This is a genomic window from Streptomyces taklimakanensis, from assembly GCF_009709575.1.
Taxonomy (GTDB): Bacteria; Actinomycetota; Actinomycetes; order Streptomycetales; family Streptomycetaceae; genus Streptomyces; species Streptomyces taklimakanensis.
In genome coordinates this window covers 314,001-331,548 of the sequence record NZ_WIXO01000001.1, presented here as the reverse complement: position 1 = coordinate 331,548, position 17,548 = coordinate 314,001, and the positions used below count along the sequence as shown (strand labels likewise).

At 74.4% G+C, this 17,548-nt stretch carries 16 protein-coding genes and 1 pseudogene; 10 read left to right on the top strand and 7 right to left on the bottom strand.

Annotation, left to right across the window (positions count from 1 at the left end):
- Positions 1 to 159: 159 nt before the first annotated feature.
- The 5 genes and pseudogenes from F0L17_RS01425 to F0L17_RS01405 form a co-directional block, all read left to right on the top strand.
- Positions 160 to 1,065, top strand: a complete 906-nt coding sequence (locus F0L17_RS01425) for a PfkB family carbohydrate kinase (protein ID WP_162465643.1) — start codon at positions 160 to 162, stop codon at positions 1,063 to 1,065.
- 166 nt (positions 1,066 to 1,231) lie between these two features.
- Entirely contained in the window at positions 1,232 to 2,950 is a 1,719-nt protein-coding gene (locus tag F0L17_RS01420; RefSeq protein ID WP_155069390.1) for a glycoside hydrolase family 13 protein, read from the top strand.
- Between the two features lie 188 nt (positions 2,951 to 3,138).
- Complete coding sequence (locus F0L17_RS01415; RefSeq protein WP_155069389.1) at positions 3,139 to 3,558, top strand: PPOX class F420-dependent oxidoreductase; 420 nt, start codon at positions 3,139 to 3,141, stop codon at positions 3,556 to 3,558.
- Between the two features lie 168 nt (positions 3,559 to 3,726).
- Complete coding sequence (locus tag F0L17_RS28485) at positions 3,727 to 4,032, top strand: con-10 family general stress protein (protein WP_155069388.1); 306 nt, start codon at positions 3,727 to 3,729, stop codon at positions 4,030 to 4,032.
- 182 nt (positions 4,033 to 4,214) lie between these two features.
- Positions 4,215 to 5,135 (top strand): annotated as a pseudogene (locus F0L17_RS01405) (NAD(P)-dependent oxidoreductase); the annotation flags it as partial.
- On the opposite strand, the gene F0L17_RS01400 reads toward F0L17_RS01405, so the two are convergent.
- The gene (locus tag F0L17_RS01400; RefSeq protein WP_202917825.1) at positions 5,104 to 6,042 is read right to left on the bottom strand and encodes an AraC family ligand binding domain-containing protein; all 939 of its coding nucleotides are present in this window, start codon (positions 6,040 to 6,042) and stop codon (positions 5,104 to 5,106) included. The pseudogene F0L17_RS01405 and the gene F0L17_RS01400 overlap by 32 nt on opposite strands.
- Positions 6,043 to 6,242: 200 nt before the next feature.
- Here F0L17_RS01400 and F0L17_RS01395 point away from each other — a divergent pair, with 200 nt between their 5' ends.
- Positions 6,243 to 6,551, top strand: coding sequence for a hypothetical protein (locus F0L17_RS01395; RefSeq protein WP_155069385.1), 309 nt, complete (start codon positions 6,243 to 6,245; stop codon positions 6,549 to 6,551).
- Between the two features lie 84 nt (positions 6,552 to 6,635).
- Here the strand turns inward: F0L17_RS01395 and F0L17_RS01390 are convergent, their stop codons facing one another.
- Both F0L17_RS01390 and F0L17_RS01385 read right to left on the bottom strand, forming a co-directional pair.
- A complete protein-coding gene (locus tag F0L17_RS01390; RefSeq protein ID WP_155072991.1) occupies positions 6,636 to 6,851 on the bottom strand; it encodes a ferredoxin in 216 nt (71 codons plus the stop codon).
- Between the two features lie 2 nt (positions 6,852 to 6,853).
- Positions 6,854 to 8,044, bottom strand: a complete 1,191-nt coding sequence (locus F0L17_RS01385) for a cytochrome P450 (protein WP_155069384.1) — start codon at positions 8,042 to 8,044, stop codon at positions 6,854 to 6,856.
- Between the two features lie 471 nt (positions 8,045 to 8,515).
- On the opposite strand from F0L17_RS01385, the gene F0L17_RS01380 reads away from it, so the two are divergent.
- Positions 8,516 to 8,839, top strand: coding sequence for a hypothetical protein (locus F0L17_RS01380; protein WP_155069383.1), 324 nt, complete (start codon positions 8,516 to 8,518; stop codon positions 8,837 to 8,839).
- A gap of 281 nt (positions 8,840 to 9,120) precedes the next feature.
- Here F0L17_RS01380 and F0L17_RS01375 read toward each other — a convergent pair whose 3' ends face one another.
- From F0L17_RS01375 to F0L17_RS01365, 3 genes are all read right to left on the bottom strand, one after another.
- Complete coding sequence (locus F0L17_RS01375; RefSeq protein ID WP_338017909.1) at positions 9,121 to 9,918, bottom strand: class F sortase; 798 nt, start codon at positions 9,916 to 9,918, stop codon at positions 9,121 to 9,123.
- On the bottom strand, positions 9,857 to 10,345 hold the full coding sequence (locus tag F0L17_RS01370) for a calcium-binding protein (RefSeq protein ID WP_155069382.1): 489 nt from the start codon (positions 10,343 to 10,345) through the stop codon (positions 9,857 to 9,859). The genes F0L17_RS01375 and F0L17_RS01370 overlap by 62 nt, the downstream gene beginning before the upstream one ends.
- A gap of 196 nt (positions 10,346 to 10,541) precedes the next feature.
- A complete protein-coding gene (locus F0L17_RS01365) occupies positions 10,542 to 11,372 on the bottom strand; it encodes an NAD(P)-binding domain-containing protein (RefSeq protein WP_162465642.1) in 831 nt (276 codons plus the stop codon).
- Positions 11,373 to 12,265: 893 nt separating this feature from the next.
- Here F0L17_RS01365 and F0L17_RS01360 point away from each other — a divergent pair.
- The gene (locus tag F0L17_RS01360; protein ID WP_155069380.1) at positions 12,266 to 13,354 is read left to right on the top strand and encodes an S-(hydroxymethyl)mycothiol dehydrogenase; all 1,089 of its coding nucleotides are present in this window, start codon (positions 12,266 to 12,268) and stop codon (positions 13,352 to 13,354) included.
- The gene (locus F0L17_RS01355; RefSeq protein WP_155069379.1) at positions 13,351 to 13,983 is read left to right on the top strand and encodes an MBL fold metallo-hydrolase; all 633 of its coding nucleotides are present in this window, start codon (positions 13,351 to 13,353) and stop codon (positions 13,981 to 13,983) included. The genes F0L17_RS01360 and F0L17_RS01355 overlap by 4 nt, the downstream gene beginning before the upstream one ends.
- A gap of 100 nt (positions 13,984 to 14,083) precedes the next feature.
- Here F0L17_RS01355 and F0L17_RS01350 read toward each other — a convergent pair whose 3' ends face one another.
- On the bottom strand, positions 14,084 to 14,626 hold the full coding sequence (locus F0L17_RS01350; protein ID WP_155072989.1) for a TetR/AcrR family transcriptional regulator: 543 nt from the start codon (positions 14,624 to 14,626) through the stop codon (positions 14,084 to 14,086).
- A 248-nt stretch (positions 14,627 to 14,874) separates the two neighbouring features.
- Here F0L17_RS01350 and F0L17_RS01345 point away from each other — a divergent pair, with 248 nt between their 5' ends.
- Positions 14,875 to 17,484 (top strand): beta-glucosidase family protein, encoded by a 2,610-nt coding sequence (locus tag F0L17_RS01345; protein ID WP_155069378.1) that lies wholly within the window; start codon positions 14,875 to 14,877, stop codon positions 17,482 to 17,484.
- Positions 17,485 to 17,548: the final 64 nt, after the last annotated feature.

Sequence of the window (17,548 nt, the reverse complement as noted above, 5' to 3'; positions counted from 1 at the left end):
ACAACGCCCGGGCGGCAGAAAGGTTACGCCCGTCGTTCCGGGCATCCTCTTCGGGACGGAGCGGACACTCGGCGACCGGGCCGCGGCACGGCCGCCCCACCCCGTCTCCCGCAGCCCGTCCCCGGCCCGTCCCACTTCCACCGGAAGGAACGCCCGACCGTGATCGTCGTCGCCGGCGAAGCCCTGATCGACCTGGTGCCGCGGAACCGCGGTGACGCCCTGGCGCCGCTGCTGCCCGCGCGCGGCGGAGGTCCGTACAACACGGCCGTCGCGCTCGGACGCCTCGGCGCCGACGTCGCCTTCTGCTCCCGGATCTCGACCGACGCCTTCGGCGAGTCGTTGGTGGAGCGGCTGCGGCGGGAAGGGGTGGACACCGGACCGGTCCAACGCGGCCCGGAGCCCACCACCCTGGCCGTCGCGTCGGTCGGCGCGGACGGCTCGGCGGAGTACCGCTTCTACGTCGAGGGCACCGCCGACCGACTCTTCCGGACGCCCGCCGACCTGCCCGCCGAGACCCGGGCGCTGTCCTTCGGCACGTGTTCCCTGGTGCTGGAGCCGGGCGCGAGCGCGTACGAGGAGCTGATGCGGCGGGAGGCGGAACGGGGGAGGTTCGTCGCCCTCGACCCCAACATCCGGGCCGGACTGATCCCGGACGCGACCGCCTACCGCCGGCGGTTCGAGGGCTGGTTGCGGCACGTGACGCTGCTGAAGCTGAGCGAGGAGGACGCCGACTGGCTCGGGGGCGACCCGCGGGAGTGGGCGGGCGCGGGCCCCGCCGCGGTGGTGGTGACCCGGGGCGCGAACGGGATGACGGTCCTCACCCGAGGCGGGGACGAGTTCTCCGTGCCGGGGGAGAGGACCGAGGTCGTGGACACGATCGGGGCCGGTGACACGGTGAACGCGGCGTTGCTGCACGCGTTGTCCGAACGCGATCTGCTGTCGGCCGAGGCGCCGGCTCGGTTGGGGCGGCGGGAGTGGACCGGGATCCTGGGGTACGCCGCCCGGGCCGCGGCGGTCACCTGCTCGCGCGCCGGAGCCGAACCGCCGTACGCCGGGGAGGTGTAGAGGGCCGCCGGGCGACACACCGGACGCGGGGCCGTGCCGTCCGTCCGACGGCCACGGGCCGGCGCTCGACGTGTCCTCGTCCCTCGGTCGCCGTCGGCCCCGCTCCGCCCGGGCACGCCTCCGCCCGGTGTCGAGCGATCCTCGAAGTCGTGCGAGGCTCCGTCACATGACCGCTTCCGAACCGTGGTGGAAGTCCGCCGTCGTCTACCAGATCTACCCGCGCAGCTTCGCCGACTCCGACGCGGACGGCATCGGTGACCTGCAAGGCATCATCGAACGCCTCGACCACCTCTCCCGGCTCGGCGTCGACGTCCTGTGGCTCTCGCCCGTCTACCCCTCCCCCCACGACGACAACGGCTACGACATCAGCGACTACTGCGGCATCGACCCCCTCTACGGCACCCTGGAGGACTTCGACCGCCTGCTGGCCGCCGTCCACGAGCGCGGCATGAAGCTGGTGATGGACCTGGTGGTCAACCACACCTCCGACGAGCACCCCTGGTTCACCGCCTCCCGCGACGGCGGCGCGGACGGCCCGATGCGCGACTGGTACGTCTGGCGCCCCGCCCGCGCCGGCATGGAACCGGGAACCCCCGGCGCCGAGCCCAACAACTGGGGATCGTTCTTCTCGGGCCCGGCCTGGGAGTGGGACGAGGGCAGCGGCGAGTACTACCTGCACCTGTTCTCCCGCAAACAGCCCGACCTCAACTGGGAGAACCCCAAGGTCCGGCAGGCGGTGTACGCGATGATGCGCTGGTGGCTGGACCGGGGCGTGGACGGCTTCCGCATGGACGTCGTCAACCTGATCTCCAAGGACCCGGCCCTGCCCGACGGCCACGTCCCCGAAGGAAGTCGCTACGGCGACGGCTCTCCGTACTACGTCTGCGGCCCCCGCGTCCACGAGTTCCTGGCCGAGATGCACCGCGAGGTCTTCGCCGGCCACCCCCGCCGGCTGCTCACCGTCGGGGAGATGCCCGGAGTCACCGTGGACGAGGCGAGGCTGTTCACCGACCCCGCCCGCGCGGAGGTGGACATGGTCTTCACCTTCGAACACGTCGGCCTCGACCACGGTCCCGGCGGGAAGTTCGACCCCCGTCCGCTGCGGCTGACCGATCTCAAGGCGTCCCTGGGGCGCTGGCAGACCGGGCTGGCGGAGGTCGGCTGGAACAGTCTGTACTGGAGCAACCACGACCAGCCGCGGGCCGTCTCCCGCTTCGGCGACGACGGCCCCGCCCACCGGGACCGCTCGGCCAAGGCCCTGGCCACCGTCCTCCACCTGCACCGCGGCACGCCCTACGTCTACCAGGGCGAGGAGTTGGGCATGACCAACGCCCCGTTCGCCTCCGTCGACGACTTCCGCGACATCGAATCCCTCAACCACCACGCCCACGCGGTCGCCGACGGCGCCGATCCCGAGCGCGTCCTGGCGGGCCTGCGGGCGATGGGACGGGACAACGCCCGCACCCCCGTGCAGTGGGACGCCTCGCCCCACGCGGGATTCACCACCGGCACCCCCTGGATCCCGGTCAATCCCAACCACCTCGAAATCAACGCCGAGGACCAGCTCGCCGACCCGGATTCGGTCTTCCACCACTACCGCCGCCTCATCGACCTACGGCACACCGAACCGGCCGTCACCCACGGCGACTTCCACATGCTCCACCCGGACCACGAGCAGCTCTACGCCTTCACCCGCCACGACACGGCATCAGGAACCGAACTGCTCGTCCTGGCCAACATCAGCGGAGCCGACCTCACCGTCGACCTCCCCGACGGCTGGGAGGGGACCGAGGTCCCGATCGCCAACGTGCCGGTCACCGGACCCCTGGCACGCCGGTACACCCTCTCCCCCTGGGAGGCCCGTGTGCACCGACGGCGGGTGTGAGGGCGCGGGACGGGGAGGACCGCGGTTCGCCAGCGGGGCGGGCGGGCACGCGTCCCTCCGGCCGTTCCGTCACCCACACGCCGGCGTCCGGCGGCGCTGCGTTCCCGCCGTCGGCGGGGGCGGTGTGTGAAGCTGGGCGGCGTCGCGCCGACCGGGCGACGAGTACACATGCGCCGAGGAGGGCCACGATGTCGAAACCACCCCTTCCCGAAGCGGCGGTCGCCATGGTGAAGAAGGCCAACCCGGCCGTCATCACGACGGTGCGATCCGACGGCCAACCGGTGTCCACCGCCACCTGGTACCTGTGGGACGACGGCCGGGTGCTGGTCAACATGGACGAGGGACGCAAACGTCTGGAGCACATGCGCAACGATCCACGGGTGACCCTCACCGTGCTCGACGAGGACGACTGGTACACGCACGTGAGTCTCGTCGGCCGCGTCGTCGAGTTCCGTGACGACGAGGGGATGGCCGACATCGACCGGCTCTCCCGCCACTACCTCGGCAAGGACTACGCGCGGCGGGACCGCCGCCGGGTCAGCGCCTGGATCGAGGTCGAGCGCTGGCACGGCTGGGGTTCCATGAAGGACAGCGACCAACCCGGCTGAGGCGCACCGGGGCACGCCGGTCGTGGGCGACACCGGCCGACGGGCCGTCAGGGGACGCCCTGCGACGCGGTTGACGTCAATTGTTCCGGAAAAGGATGAATAGCCCCTTGTGTGTCGGGCACTCGCCTCTCCGTAAGACACCGCACGACGTGAGTGAAAGGAGCAGTCATGACTGCGTCCAACAACTCCGGCAACCCGGGCAACTTCGCCAACGACCCCGAGCGCGCGGCGGAGGCCGGCAGCAAGGGCGGTCACGAGAGTGGCGGCAACTTCGCCAACGACCGTGAGCGCGCCGCCGAGGCGGGTCGCAAGGGCGGTCACGAGAGCGGCGGCAACTTCGCCAACGACCCCGAGCGCGCGGCGGAGGCCGGCAGCAAGGGCGGTCACGAGAGCGGCGGCAACTTCGCCAACGACCCCGAGCGTGCCGCCGAGGCGGGTCGCAAGGGCGGTCACGAGAGCGGCGGCAACCGGTAAGGGGCCATCCGCGACACGAGCCCGGTCCCCCGACGGAAGTCGGGGGACCGGGCTCGTGTTCGCCGTGCGGCGTGTGCCGGCAGCGGTGGCGCGGCACAGACGTTCAAGACCTCCGCGCCCCCAGCGGCTAGAAACGGGCCGGGAGGCGGCCGGGGCGCCGCCCGGTACGGCAGACACGGCATCACACGGCACGGCACGGCACGGCACGTGCGGCTCGGAGGTGGGACGAGATGAAGGCGGGCTTCGTCGGACTCGGGGTCATGGGGCGCCCCATGGCGCTCAACCTGGTCCGTTCCGGTGTGCCCACCGTGGTGTGGAACCGCACCCGGGAACGGTGCGAGCCGCTGGTGGCCGCCGGGGCCGAGGAGGCCGCCGAACCCGCGGCCGTGTTCGAGGAGGCCGACGTGGTGATGCTGATGCTCGCCGACGAGGTCGCCGTCGACGCGGTCCTGGCGCGCGGCACGGCCGAGTTCGCACGTCGTGTCACCGGCCGCGTCCTCGTCCACATGGGCACCGTCGCCGCCGCCTACTCGAAGGCGCTCCACGACGACGTCGTCGCGGCCGGGGGCTCCTACGTCGAGGCGCCGGTCTCCGGATCGCGCGGGCCGGCCGAGGCGGGAGAGCTCGTGGCCATGCTCGCCGGCCGGGACGCCGACATCGAACGGGTGCGTCCGCTCCTGGCACCGATGTGTCGGGGGACCTTCGACTGTGGGGCGGTACCCGGGGCGCTGCTGATGAAGTTCGCGGTCAACCTGTACCTCATCACGATGGTCACGGGCCTGGCGGAGGCGTTCGCCTTCGCCGAGCGGCACGGCCTCGACCTCGGGCTGCTGGCCGACGTGCTGGACGCGGGACCGATGGCCTCCTCCGTCTCGCGCGTGAAGGCCCGCAAACTGGTGGAGGAGGACTTCACCGTCCAGGCGGCGGCCACCGACGTGCTGAAGAACAACCGCCTGATCGCGGAAGCGGCCCGGGAGGCGGGCGCGGCCTCGCCGCTGTTGGACGCCTGTCTCACCCTGTACGGCGAGACCGTCGAGTCGGGGCACGGCGGAGCGGACATGGCCGCGGTCGTCAGGGCGATCCGGGCCCGCGGCGCCCGCTGATCCCCGCTCGGACGGCCGTCGCCCAGGCGGCGGGGGTGAGCCCGTACGCGCGCTTGAACATCCGCGTCAGGTGGCTCTGGTCGGCGAAGCCGGCCACCGCGGCCGCCTCGGCCGGGGACCGACCCTCCCGCATCGCCCGTCGGGCGAGGTCGAGCTGCCGCATCGTGCGGAACCGCGTCGGGCTGGTTCCGAACGCGGCACGGAACTGCCGGGCCACCGACCAGCGGTCGAGCCCGGACACGTGCTCCAGCAGTTCGGCCGGGTGCCGGACCGTGGGGTCGTCGGACAGTAGTTCCCGCACGCGCCACACGGCGTCGAGGTCCAGCCGTGTCCGTGGGCGGGAGGGAGCGGAGGAGTGCCTCCGCAGCACCTCGGCGATCGCCGAGGTGATCTCGGCGGCCTCGACCTCGCAGAGCGGGGCGTCGATGTCCTGGAGGTACTCGGCGAGGGCGGGGTCCATCTCCCGGGCGCGGACCACCGGATCGGCCACGAAGGGCAGCGACCGCCCGCCGAGCGCCTCCTGCACCAGTGCCGGGTCGAGGTAGAAGATGCGGTAGCCGAAACCGTCCTCGGTGCCCGGCACGCCGTCGTGGAGCTCGTCCGGGTGCAGGACGTGCCACTCGCCCGGCAGACAGTGGCGCTTCTCCCCCCGGTAGCGGAAGGTCTGCACCCCGGCGAGCGTCACGCCGATCGCGTAGGTGTCGTGCCGGTGCGGTGAGAACGCCTCGCCCACCAGCGCTGCCTCGAGACGCTCGATGCCCGTCGCTCCGCCGCCGAACCGCAGGCGGCAACCGGCCGCCCCGCCCCCGGCCGTGGTCCCGGCCGCCTCCTCCGCGTCCGCCGACAGGTGGCGGCGCACCTCGTCGAGTCGGGTCGGGTCCGGCCCGCCCGTCGTCGCCCGCAGCACGTGCGTCAGCCTACCCGGGGCCCGTCGGGGCGGATCCGCTCGCCGCGGGGCTTCGGGCCGGGCCCGTCTCCGGCCGGGCGGCTCGGCAGGGGCTCCGAGGGGGCCGTTCGGGGTGTCGGCGACACGGCCGGTCGGGCCGGTCGTCGTGCGTGTGGGGGAGTCGGGCATGGCCCCCCGCTCCGGCGGTCACACATCCATGCATGAACGATGCGTCACGCACGCCCCCCACCGCCGAGGACGAACGGGTCGCCGCACGGTTGGTGCCGGTCTGGTTGGAGGAGACCGCGCGGTACGACGAGCGCGCCGCCACCCGGGCCCGGCAGGACTGGCAGCGCGGCAGGCTGTCGCCCGAGGCCGCGCGGGAGCTGGCCGACTGGGTCACCGCCCGCGTCACCGACACCGGGTTCAACCGGGACGAGGGACCCTCCCCCGACGGTCCCACCCACATCAGCGTCGCCGACAAGGCCGCGCTCCACCGGTGGCTCGAGGCCCAGGGGCACACCGTGTGAGGCGTCCGGGCGGTCCGCCCTCGGCCCCCCGCACCGTTCGGGGGCCGGAGGGCGGCGGACGTCCCCCGGGCGGGACCGTCACCGTCACGGGCGGGGTCCGACCACCCCCTCGGGACCGGACACCCGGATGGCCAGCACCGGACACGAGTCCGCGGCGTCGAGCACCCGCTCCTCGGGGCCGGTCTCGGGACGGACCACCTCCGCGGCCGCCCCTTCGAGGACGAACAGGTCGGGGGCGAGGGCGGCGCACATGCCCGAGCCGATGCACACCCGTCGGTCCACTTCGACGCGCCAGTCCATCGTCACCACCCGATCGGCATGGTCCGCGGTCCGCGGACCAACATGCGGGACTTCCACTCCACATCCCCCGCCAGGCGCAGCCCCGGCAGGCGGAACAGCAGTACGCGCAGCGCCTCCTGGAGCTCCGCCCGGGCCAGTTGGGCGCCCAGGCAGTGGTGCACGCCGTGCCCGAAGCCGATGTGTTGCCGAGGACGGTCGAAACGCAGTTCGTCGGGTGCCTCGAAGTGCGAACCGTCCCGGTTGGCCGCGCCGATCGCGACCAGGACCGGCTCCCCCGCGCGCACCAGCACCTCCCCGACCCGTACGTCCTCGGTGGCGTAGCGGGCGAAGGACCCGGCCGAGCCCAACGGCACGTACCGCATGAGCTCCTCCACGGCCGCGGGGATCAGCTCCTCGCGCTCCCGCAGTTCGGCCAGTTCTCGCGGGTGCTCCAGCAGCACGAGGACGAAGTTCGGAATCTGGGTGGCGGTGGTCTCGTGCCCGGCGACCAGGACGGCCGCGCACAGGTCGATCAGCTCCGTCTCGTTGAGGCGGTCCCGCTCGTCACGGGCCGCGATCAGGGCGCTCATCAGGTCGTCCGCGGGGTGGGCGCGGTGCTGCGCGACCAGGTCGGCCAGATAGGCGCGCAGCTCCTCGAAGCTCCTTTGGAACTCCCGCTCGGTCAGTCCGCTGGTGGACAGCAGGTCGTCGCTCCAGCGGCGGAAGCGGGGGCGGTCCTCCACGGGGACCCCCAGCAGCTCGCAGATCACCCCGACCGGCAGCGGCAGCGCGAAGTCCTCCACCAGGTCGGCCGGCGGACCGGCGGCGACCATGCCGTCCACCAGGTCCTCGGCCAGCGCGCGGATGCGCGGACGCAGGTCCTCCACCCGGCGCGCGGTGAACGCCTTGGCCACCAGCGTGCGCAGCCGCGTGTGCTCGGGCGGGTCCGTCTGGAGGATGCCGCCGCCGATGCGGGACTTCCGCAGCCGTGGAGCGTCCCGCTCACGGGCCGTCCCGGTGGAGAAGCGACGGTCCCCCAGCACCAGCCGCGCGTCCTCGTAACGCGTGGCCAGCCAGGCGGGTTCGCCGAACGGCAACCGGACGCGGACCATGCCCGGACGGTGCTGGGCCGAGCGGTAGGCGTCGTCCAACGCCAGTCCCTCGGAGCGGTTGAACGGATAGGGGTGGACGGAAGGGGACGCGGCAGAGGTCATCGGATTCCTCCCTGGACGCGGGCCGGTGCCCGCCGGTCCGACCGTAGGAGTGCGTCCGACGTGTCCTCAAGGGTGCCTTTTGCGCCGCTCCCCGGTGGGACCGGCCCGCGCCGGCCGGGGAACGGGCGTTCCGCGACGCCGCGCGCCCACCGTGCCCCCGCGGCGCCGGGTCCTCGCGTCACCCCGAACGCCCGGGGGCCGGGACGCGACCGAGCCCCGGCACCCCGCCCTCGGGCCGGGCGGTCGGGCGGACGCGTCCGCGGGGGGACGGACGGCGGGGGAGCCGCCCGCGCCGTGCCGTGCGCGGGCGGAGACGAGGAGGGCGACGAGGGTGCCGACCGCGGCGTACAGGACCAGGACCCACAGCGCTCCGGTGATGGCATTGCCCGAGAAGTACACGGTGTTGCGGACGGCCGTGGTGGCCGCGCCGGTGGGAATGAGATCGCCGACGGCGCGCCAGAAGGGGGGAGGATGTCCTCGGTGGTGATCTCCCGCCCCCGGGACGCCTCGACGTCCTCGGCGAGCCGACCGGCGGTGGAGGAGACGGCCGGGCCGCCGGCCGAGGCGACCAGCAGGGTGTCGGTGGTGCCCCGGGGGTTCACCACGACCGCCGCGTCCACGGTCCGTTCCATGATCATGGCGCGGGCCTCGGCCTCGCTCCCGGCGGTCCGGGCCTTCACCGGGTCGCCCTCCGGGGAGTCCAGCTCGTCGACCACCCGCTCCGCGGTACCGCCCGGCGCGACCACGGCCACCGGGATCTCGTGCGGAGCGGGGGAGTGGAAGGCGCCGATGTAGGACAGGACGAAGGCCGGTTGGAGCAACAGCGCGCCACCGATCAGCAGCAGTCCCCGGAGACTGAGGGCGTCGCGCAGTTCGCCGAGGAAGCCCGGGCGCTTCGACGGGGAACGGGGGCGGCGGGGGCGCCGCCCGTGTCCGGGGTGGTCATGGGCCGGGTGCTCCTTCGTCTCGTCGTCCGTACCGGCCGCCGTTCCCGTCGGAACGGCCGCCTTCGTCGTGCCGCGGCCGACCGTGCGGCGGCGCGGCGTCGGTGGTCAGGGCCCCTCCGGCCCCGGAGGTCAGCGGCCCCGGGCCGCCGTCGCCTCCTCCGCGAGGACGACCAGGTTCTCGGTGTAGCGGCCCGCCGCGCGGTCGTACGAGCCGCCGCAGGTGATCAGCCGGAGGGCCGCCCGGCCCCCGGTGTCTCCGTAGACCCGTTCGGTGGGGAAGTCGTCCCGGGGGTGGGCGGTCAGGCGGCGCACGGTGAACGAGACCGTCGACCCGTCGGCACGGTCGACGTCCACCCGGTCGCCGGGGCGGAGGTCGGCGAGGCGGTGGAAGACGGCCGGGCCGGTGCCGGAGTCGTAGTGGCCGACCAGGACCGCGGGGCCGGGCTCGCCGGGCTCGGGGCCGTCCCGCCACCAACCGGTGGCCCAGGGGCTCCCCGGCGGCGCCAGCTCCCGCTCCCCGTCGAGGCCCAGGGGTTCGACGGGGGCGGCCACGCCGATGGCCGGGATGCGGACGCGCACCGGATCGGCCGCCTCGGTCGGCCGTCCGGAAGGGGCGACCGGGCCCGTGCCGCCGGTCGTCCGACGAGTCGGCGCGGACGTGGACCGGTCCCGGCCCGTCTCCGCCCACCACGACGGACCGACATCGGTCCGGGACGTCGCGGCGTCCCCGCCGCCGGGGGCGGTCAGGGCCAGTGAACAGGCGGTGACGACGCCGGCGGCCCGCAGGGCCGCACGGACGTCGCCGCCGTGCCGGGAGGTCCACCGGTGCCGTGGGCGCCGGTGCCGGCCCCTGGCGCGGGGAACGTCAGCTCCCCTTCCCCTCGGGGCCGGACGCCCCGCGCCGGCGGCGGACGAGGACCGCGCCACCGGCGGCCAGTCCGAGGCCGGCCGCCAGGGCGAGGGCGGGCGCCGTGTCGCCCGGATCGCCGGCGGTCCCGCCGCCACCCGCGTCGACGGCCCCCGACGGGGCCGACGCGCCGTCGGTGCCGTCGGTGCCGTCGGGACCGGGCGTGCTCTCCGGCCGGTGGGTGCCGGAGGTGTCGCCGGGACCGGGCGTGCCGTCGGGGCCGGACGTCCCCCCGCCGGCCGACGGCAGGTTCTCGCAGGCTTGTCGGTCGCCGTCGGCGTCCAGGCGGGACGGGTCGCCGGACTGCTGCTCGAAGAAGCGCTGGGCCTCCTCCCTGAGGTCGAAGTCGGCGCACCCCCGGTCGGTCTGGGCCAGGGCGGCTCCGGCCGGTGGCAGCGCGGTCAGCGCCGCCAGGGCGCACGCGGCCGCGGCTGTACGAAGACGCATGGGGACCTCCCGCGTCGGTGTCGTGTCGTCGGTACGGAGGTGCCGTCACCTGACTGCCACGGTTGACTCCCGCCGCGGGGGCGGCCACCGGGGTGCCGCCGTTCGGGTGACGGTGGTCCGGCTCCGAGACCCTCCGGGAGCGCCCCGCCGCCCGGCATACCGACCGGCCCCGGCCGGCGTGCCGGGCGGGCGGTTCTCAGGCGCGGAAGTCCCCGGGCCTTTCGGGAGAGGCCGCCGCGAGGGCCTCGGCGACCTCTTCGGCGCCGGCCCGCAGCCCGTACACCGGTGTGCCGGGCTGCTGACGCCAGGAGTCGTCGATGCCGCCGGCGTCGACGGTGTCGAAACCGAGTTCGTCGATCAGGTCCCGCACGCGTCGCTTGGCGGCCTCGTCGTCCCCGGCCACCGGCAGCGCCATGCGCTCCGGGTCCCCCTTGGGACGCGGACCGTCGAGGATGTCCTGCGCGTAGGTTCCGTTGAACGCCTTGACGACCGGGTGGCCGATCTGCCGCTCGGTCCAGCGGCTCTCGGTCGTCCCCTCGTCCTCGATGGCGTCGATCCGGCCGTCGCGCTGCTTTGGGTAGTAGTTGCCGGTGTCGATGACGACCACGCCGGGGGCGGCTCCGTCGAGCAGCCCGGACGGCAGATCCGGCACGGCCTTCAGCGGGACGGAGACCACCACGACCTCCGCTCCGCGTGCGGCCTCGGCCGCTGCGACCGGGGTGGCCCCGGTCTCCTCGGCGAGCGCCGTGAGGGTGTGGGGTCCGCGGGAGTTGGCCACCGACACGTCGTGACCGAGCGCGGTCAGCCGCCGGGTCAGGTTGCCGCCGATGTTGCCCGCGCCGATGATGCCGATCCTCATCGTGTGTCCTTCCGGGTCCGTCGAGCGGGACGACCACCGCCCCGCGCCGGTTCGGCGCGGTCGGGAACCCCACGCCGTCCGGCCCTCGCACCAACCCCGGCGCCGGCGGCCTTGTTCCTCCGGGTTCCTGCGGGTTCCTCCGGTGCGCCCGTCCGGAGCGGCGGACACCCGGCCGGGGGCCGGGACGACTCGTCACCCGTTCGGCCGGCCGCCACGACCACCCCCGGACAGGCGAGGGACGCCGCGAGGGGCAGGCGTCCCGCGGGCGCTCGGTTCGGGCTGGGGGCGGCAGGTTCCGGCACGCGCGATCCCTGGGAACGTGAGGTGAGGTGCTGTGGCTCGAAAAGCGCAGGGCGGGCCAAGTCCCATACTCCACAAGGGAGTTGCCGGCCAGTGTGGTCGACGCCGCCATACTGGGGGCTGTCCGGCGAAGGCCTTTCGAAGGAAGAGGGTGATCACTCGGAAGCGCTGGGTTGCGGTGTACGGGAAAGGTGTGCGGGGACCGCCGCGACGGTGGTGGACGCTTTGCCGGCCGGACGCCGCGGAGATCGTGGCCGGCCTCGGCGTCGGCCGGTCGCACCGGTGACCACCTGCGGTTTCTCGCCGCCGCACGTCATCGCGTCCCCCCCCCACACGCGCGCCGACCGCCCGCCCGGGGAGTGCCCCCGGCCGCGCGGCCCTGGTGGTGGTTCCGTGGAGAGTCGGTGCCGATGTTCGGGGCGTGTTCGCCTCGGTCGACGGCGCGGGCGCACAACAGGGGCGGACACCTCGTGGATGCCCGCCCCCAGGAGTCCCGCGCCCTCCGGCGGAGGCACCGCCCGTACCGACCGGTCGCGGGGCAACGTCTCCGACTCGTCCGACGGTCCGGGAAGCCGCGAAAAGGCGTTTCCCCGGGGCGCGCACCCCCGGCGGTTCTGCCGTCGATCCGGCGCCGCACCGACGATCTCCCACGTCCGGGGAAACCGATCCCGTTGCGGGTACGTCTGGGAGGACGGTGCGGGACGGCGGGAACCCGCCTTTCCGCCCGTGGAGCGAACAGCGGACGAGAGGACGTACGGAAGATGTCGCACCGGGTGAGGGCGGTCGTCGCCCGCGGGGAGAACGAGCCGGTCACGGTGGAGACGGTGGTGGTGCCGGACCCGGGCCCGGGGGAGGCGGTGGTGCGGGTGCAGGCGTGCGGGGTGTGCCACACCGACTACCACTACCGGCAGGGCGGGGTCTCGGACGACTTCCCGTTCCTGCTGGGCCACGAGGCCGCCGGCGTGGTGGAGGAGGTCGGCGAGGGCGTGACGGAGGTGGCGCCCGGCGACTTCGTGATCCTCAACTGGCGCGCGGTGTGCGGTACGTGCCGTGCCTGCCGGCGCGGAAAGCCGTGGTACTGCTTCGACACCCACAACGCGAGCCGGAAGATGACGTTGGAGGACGGGACCGAACTGTCCGCCGCCCTGGGCATCGGGGCGTTCGCGGAGAAGACCCTCGTCCATGCCGGGCAGTGCACCAAGGTGGACCCCGCCGCCTCCCCGGCGGTGGCCGGGCTGTTGGGCTGCGGAGTGATGGCCGGGCTCGGCGCGGCCCTGAACACCGGGAACGTCCGGCGCGGTGACACGGTGGCCGTCATCGGCTGCGGCGGCGTGGGCGGCGCGTCGGTGATGGGCGCCAACCTGGCCGGGGCCTCCCGGGTCATCGCCGTCGACATCGACGACCGCAAGCTGGAGGTCGCGCGGAAGCTGGGCGCCACCCACACCGTCAACTCCCGCGAGCGGGAACCGGTGGAGGCGGTGCGGGAGCTGACCGGCGGGTTCGGCGCGGACGTCGTCATCGACGCGGTGGGCGTGCCGGAGACCTACCGGCAGGCGTTCTACGCCCGGGACCTGGCGGGCACCGTGGTCCTGGTGGGCGTACCCACCCCCGAGATGAAGCTGGAACTGCCCCTGCTGGACGTCTTCGGCCGCGGCGGCGCGCTGAAGTCGAGCTGGTACGGCGACTGCCTGCCGAGCCGCGACTTCCCGATGCTGATCGACCTGTACCTGCAGGGCCGTCTCGACCTGGACGCCTTCGTCACCGAGACCATCGCACTGGACGGTGTGGAGGAGGCGTTCGAGAAGATGCACGCCGGGGACGTCCTGCGTTCGGTGGTGGTGTTCCGATGACCACCGCCCGCATCGACCACCTGACCACCTCCGGCACCTTCTCCCTGGACGGCGGCACCTGGGAGGTGGACAACAACGTCTGGATCGTCGGCGACGAGAACGAGGCGGTCGTCCTGGACGCGGCCCACGACGCCGATGCCATCGCCGAGGCGCTCGGCGGCCGCCGGCTGAACGCGATCGTGTGCACCCACGCCCACGACGACCACGTCGGCGCCGCCCCCGCCCTGGCGGAGGCCACCGGGGCACCGGTCCTGCTCCACCCGGCCGACCGGCCGCTGTGGGAGCTGACCCACCCCGACCGCGCCCCCGACGGCGAGCTGTCCGACGGACAGGTGATCACCGTGGCCGGCGTGGAACTGACCGTGCTGCACACCCCCGGCCACGCCCCCGGCGCGGTCTGCCTCCACGCCCCCGCCCTGGGCACCGTCTTCACCGGTGACACCCTCTTCGCCGGCGGGCCCGGCGCCACGGGGCGTTCCTTCTCCGACTTCCCGACCATCGTCGAGTCCATCCGGAGCAGGCTGCTCACCCTCCCGCCCGAGACCGTGGTGCGCACCGGCCACGGTGAGAGCACCACCATCGGGGCCGAGGCACCCCACCTGGAGGAGTGGATCGCCCGCGGCCACTGACGGCGGTTCGGTGGGACGGGCGGCGGGAACCGACCGTCCGTCCCACCGGGCGCGGCCGTCGCCGCCCGCGCGCGTCCCCGTCGACCGCGCACCCGGCCCCTCAGGGGCGCTCGCGCGCCAGGTCGGCCAACAGCGCCGAGACGACCCGGTCGGTCGAGGCGGCCATGTCCACGGACCCCGGCGAGAGCAGCCACTGGACCTGCAGGCCGTCCATGACGGCGATGATCGCGTTGGCCGATTCCTCGACGTCCAGGTCGTCCCGTGCCTCGCCGAGGTCGAGCGCCTCCCGCAGCGCTTCCGCGACCATGGCGCGCAGGCCCTCGTAGCGGTCGCGGAAGTACTCCTGGGCGGGATGGTCGTCGGTGACGCTCTCCGCCGACAGCACGGCGTACAGGCGCACGATGCCCTCGCGTTCGGCGTTGCGGCGCGCGGTGTCGACCAGGTGGCGCAGGAAGGCCAGGCCGCGCGGGCGCTCGGGGCCCTGCCGTGCGATGTCGGTTCGGTCGCGCAGTTCCAGGACGCTGGTGAGCAGCAGCGCCTTGGAGCGGAAGTAGTGCAGTACGCCGGCCTGGGTCATGCCGGCGCGGTCGGCGATCTCGGCGAGCGAGGCGTTGTGGTAGCCGCGGGCCGCGAAGGTGTCCATCGCGGTCTCCAGGACCTCCTCCCGCCGCCGTCGGGCCTCAGGGCTCCTGGGGACGCGGGGTCGGCCCGCTCCGCCCGCCTTCTTCGCGCTCACCCGGTGCAGTGTACGGGCCGGGGAAACGGTGGCCGTCGGCTGTCCGGCGCCGGTGGGGAAAGAGGCGCCCGACCACTTACTGAGTGCTTAGTAAGTGTGCTTTCATGCTTCCGTTCCGCCTGCCTCGCGCCACATCCGTGGCCGGAAGGACGCGCATGTCTCCGCTGTCGCCACCCGACGTTCCGGTACAGGACCCCCCGACCGCCCCCCGGGGCGAGGGGACACCACCGGACGACGTCGAACTCCGCCACCGGATCCGGAGGCTGGACCTGGAGTCCAAGGTCCGGCTGCTGACCGGGGCGACCCTGTGGACCCTGCCCGACGAACCCCGCCTCGGACTGCACCCGATCGTGATGTCCGACGGCCCCCAGGGCGTGCGCGGCACCGGCGAGGACCCCGCCGCCACCGGCCTCCTCGCCCCGGCCCCCAGCGCCGTGGCCGCGACCTGGGACCCCGACCGGGCCGAACGGCTGGGGAGGCTCTTCGCCGCCGAGGCCCGCCGCAAGGGGGTCCACGTGGTGCTGGCCCCACTGGCGAACCTCCAGCGCACCCCGGTGGCCGGCCGGCACTTCGAGTACTTCTCGGAGGACCCCCTGCTCACCGGGACCCTGGCCGCCGCCGTCGTCCGCGGCCTCCAGGGCGCCGGCGTGGCCGCCTGCCTCAAGCACTACGTGGCCAACGACTCCGAGACCGACCGCACCCGCTACCGCGCCAGGATCGACGAGCGCCCCCTGCGCGAGGTCTACCTGGCCCCGTTCGAACAGGTCGTCCACGAGGCCGGACCCTGGAGCGTCATGACGGCCTACTCGGGCGTGGACGACGGGACGGAGTCGGCGCCGATGGGCGAGCACCGGCGGCTGGTGCGCGGGGTCCTGAAGGAGGAGTGGGGATTCGACGGCCCCGTGGTCAGCGACTGGGCCGCGACCCGCTCCACCACCGCCTCCGCCCTCGGCGGTCTCGACCTGGTCATGCCGGGCCCCGACGGTCCGTGGGGGGCGGCGCTCGTGGCGGCGGTACGGACGGGCGAGGTCCCCGAGGAACTCGTGGACGACAAGGTGCTGCGGCTGCTGCGGCTGGCACGGAACACCGGGCGGCTCGGCGATCCGTGGGAGGTCGGCGCTCCCCCACCGCCGCCCCCGGCCCACGGGCGCGGCCCCGAACCGTCCGGGACGCCGAGCGAGGAGGAGTTCGCCCTGCTGCGGGAGACCGCCGCACACGGCACCGTCCTGCTGCGCGACGCCCCCGGACTGCTGCCGCTGGACCCGGCCGGCCTCGCCGAGGTCGCGCTGATCGGACCGAACGCGGTCGCCCCCCACCTCCAGGGCGGCGGAAGCGCCTTCGTCCCGGCCGCGCGCACGGTCGCCTTCGCCGACGGACTGCGTGCCGCCCTGCCCGGGCACGTACGGCTCACCGTGCACCGTGGCGGTGACTCCCACCGCCACGCGCCCTTCGCCCCGGCCGCCCTGCTCACCGATCCCGACGGCGGCGGGCCGGGCGTCCGAGCGGACCACCTGGACGCCTCCGGACGGCGACTCGGCGGCGAGGTGCGCACCACCGGGGACTGGGGCGGCTACGGGGACTTCCCGCCCGGCACCCACCGGGTGGTGCTGCGCACCGTGGTCACCCTGACCGAACCCGGCACGCACCGCCTGGAGTTCGGGTGCGTGGGCCGGTTCCGGGTGGAGGTGGACGGCGAGGCGGTGTTCCACGGGGACGACGACCGCGGTGTCGGCCTGGTCCTGGACTCCAGCCACCACCACCCCCGCACGCACGACGTCGACCTCCCGGTCGACGGGCCCGGACCGCGCCGCGTCGAGGTGACCGTCGACCTCACCGTCGTGGACGCCGACGGATACGGCCGCTTCGTCACCGCCCACCTGCGCCACCGGCCGCCCGGACACGGCCCCGAGGAGGAGATCGCCGAGGCGGTCGCCGCGGCCCGACGGGCCGACGTCGCCGTCGTCGTGGTGGGCACCAACGAGGAGGTCGAGTCCGAGGGCTGGGACCGCGCCGGCCTCCGACTCCCGGGCCGGCAGGACGAACTGGTGCGCCGAGTGGCAGCCGTCAACCCCCGGACCGTCGCGGTGGTCAACGCGGGCGCGCCCGTCCTGCTGCCCTGGGCCCGCGAGGTGCCCGCGCTGCTGTGGGCCTGGCTGCCCGGACAGGAGGCGGGACACGCGCTGGCCGACGTGCTGCTGGGCCGTACCGAACCCGCCGGCCGCCTCCCGTGGACCCTGCCCGCCCGCGCCGAGGACGTACCGGTGCCGAACGCCCTGCCGGTCGACGGGATCGTGACCTACCACGAGGGCGTCCACATCGGACACCGCGCCTGGGACCGGGCCGGAAGGACACCCGCCTTCCCCTTCGGACACGGCCTGGGCTGGACCACCTGGGCCTACGAGTCCGTCACCGCCGTCCCCGCGTCCCCGGACGGGTCGGGAGGCGTCCGGGTGACCGTGGAGCTGTCCAACACCGGCCCCCGCGAGGGGAGGGAGGTCGTCCAGGTCTATCTGGAGGCGCCTTCGGACGACCCGTCGCGCCCCGCGCGCACGCTCGCCGGTTTCGCCGCCGTCCGGGTCGCGGCCGGCGCCCGCGCCCGCGCCGTCGTGGACGTGCCCGAACGCGCCCTCCGCGTCCGGGACTCCGACGGCGACCGCTGGTGGACACCGCCCGGCCGGTACCGGCTGCGCGTCGGACGGTCCAGCCGCGACCTGCGGCTCTCCGTCGACGTCGACCTCGGGGGCGCCCACCGACCGACCGACTGACACGGCCGTCGGGGGCCCGCGCCCCACACCCCCACACCCCCACGCCCCCACGCCCCACCGCGCC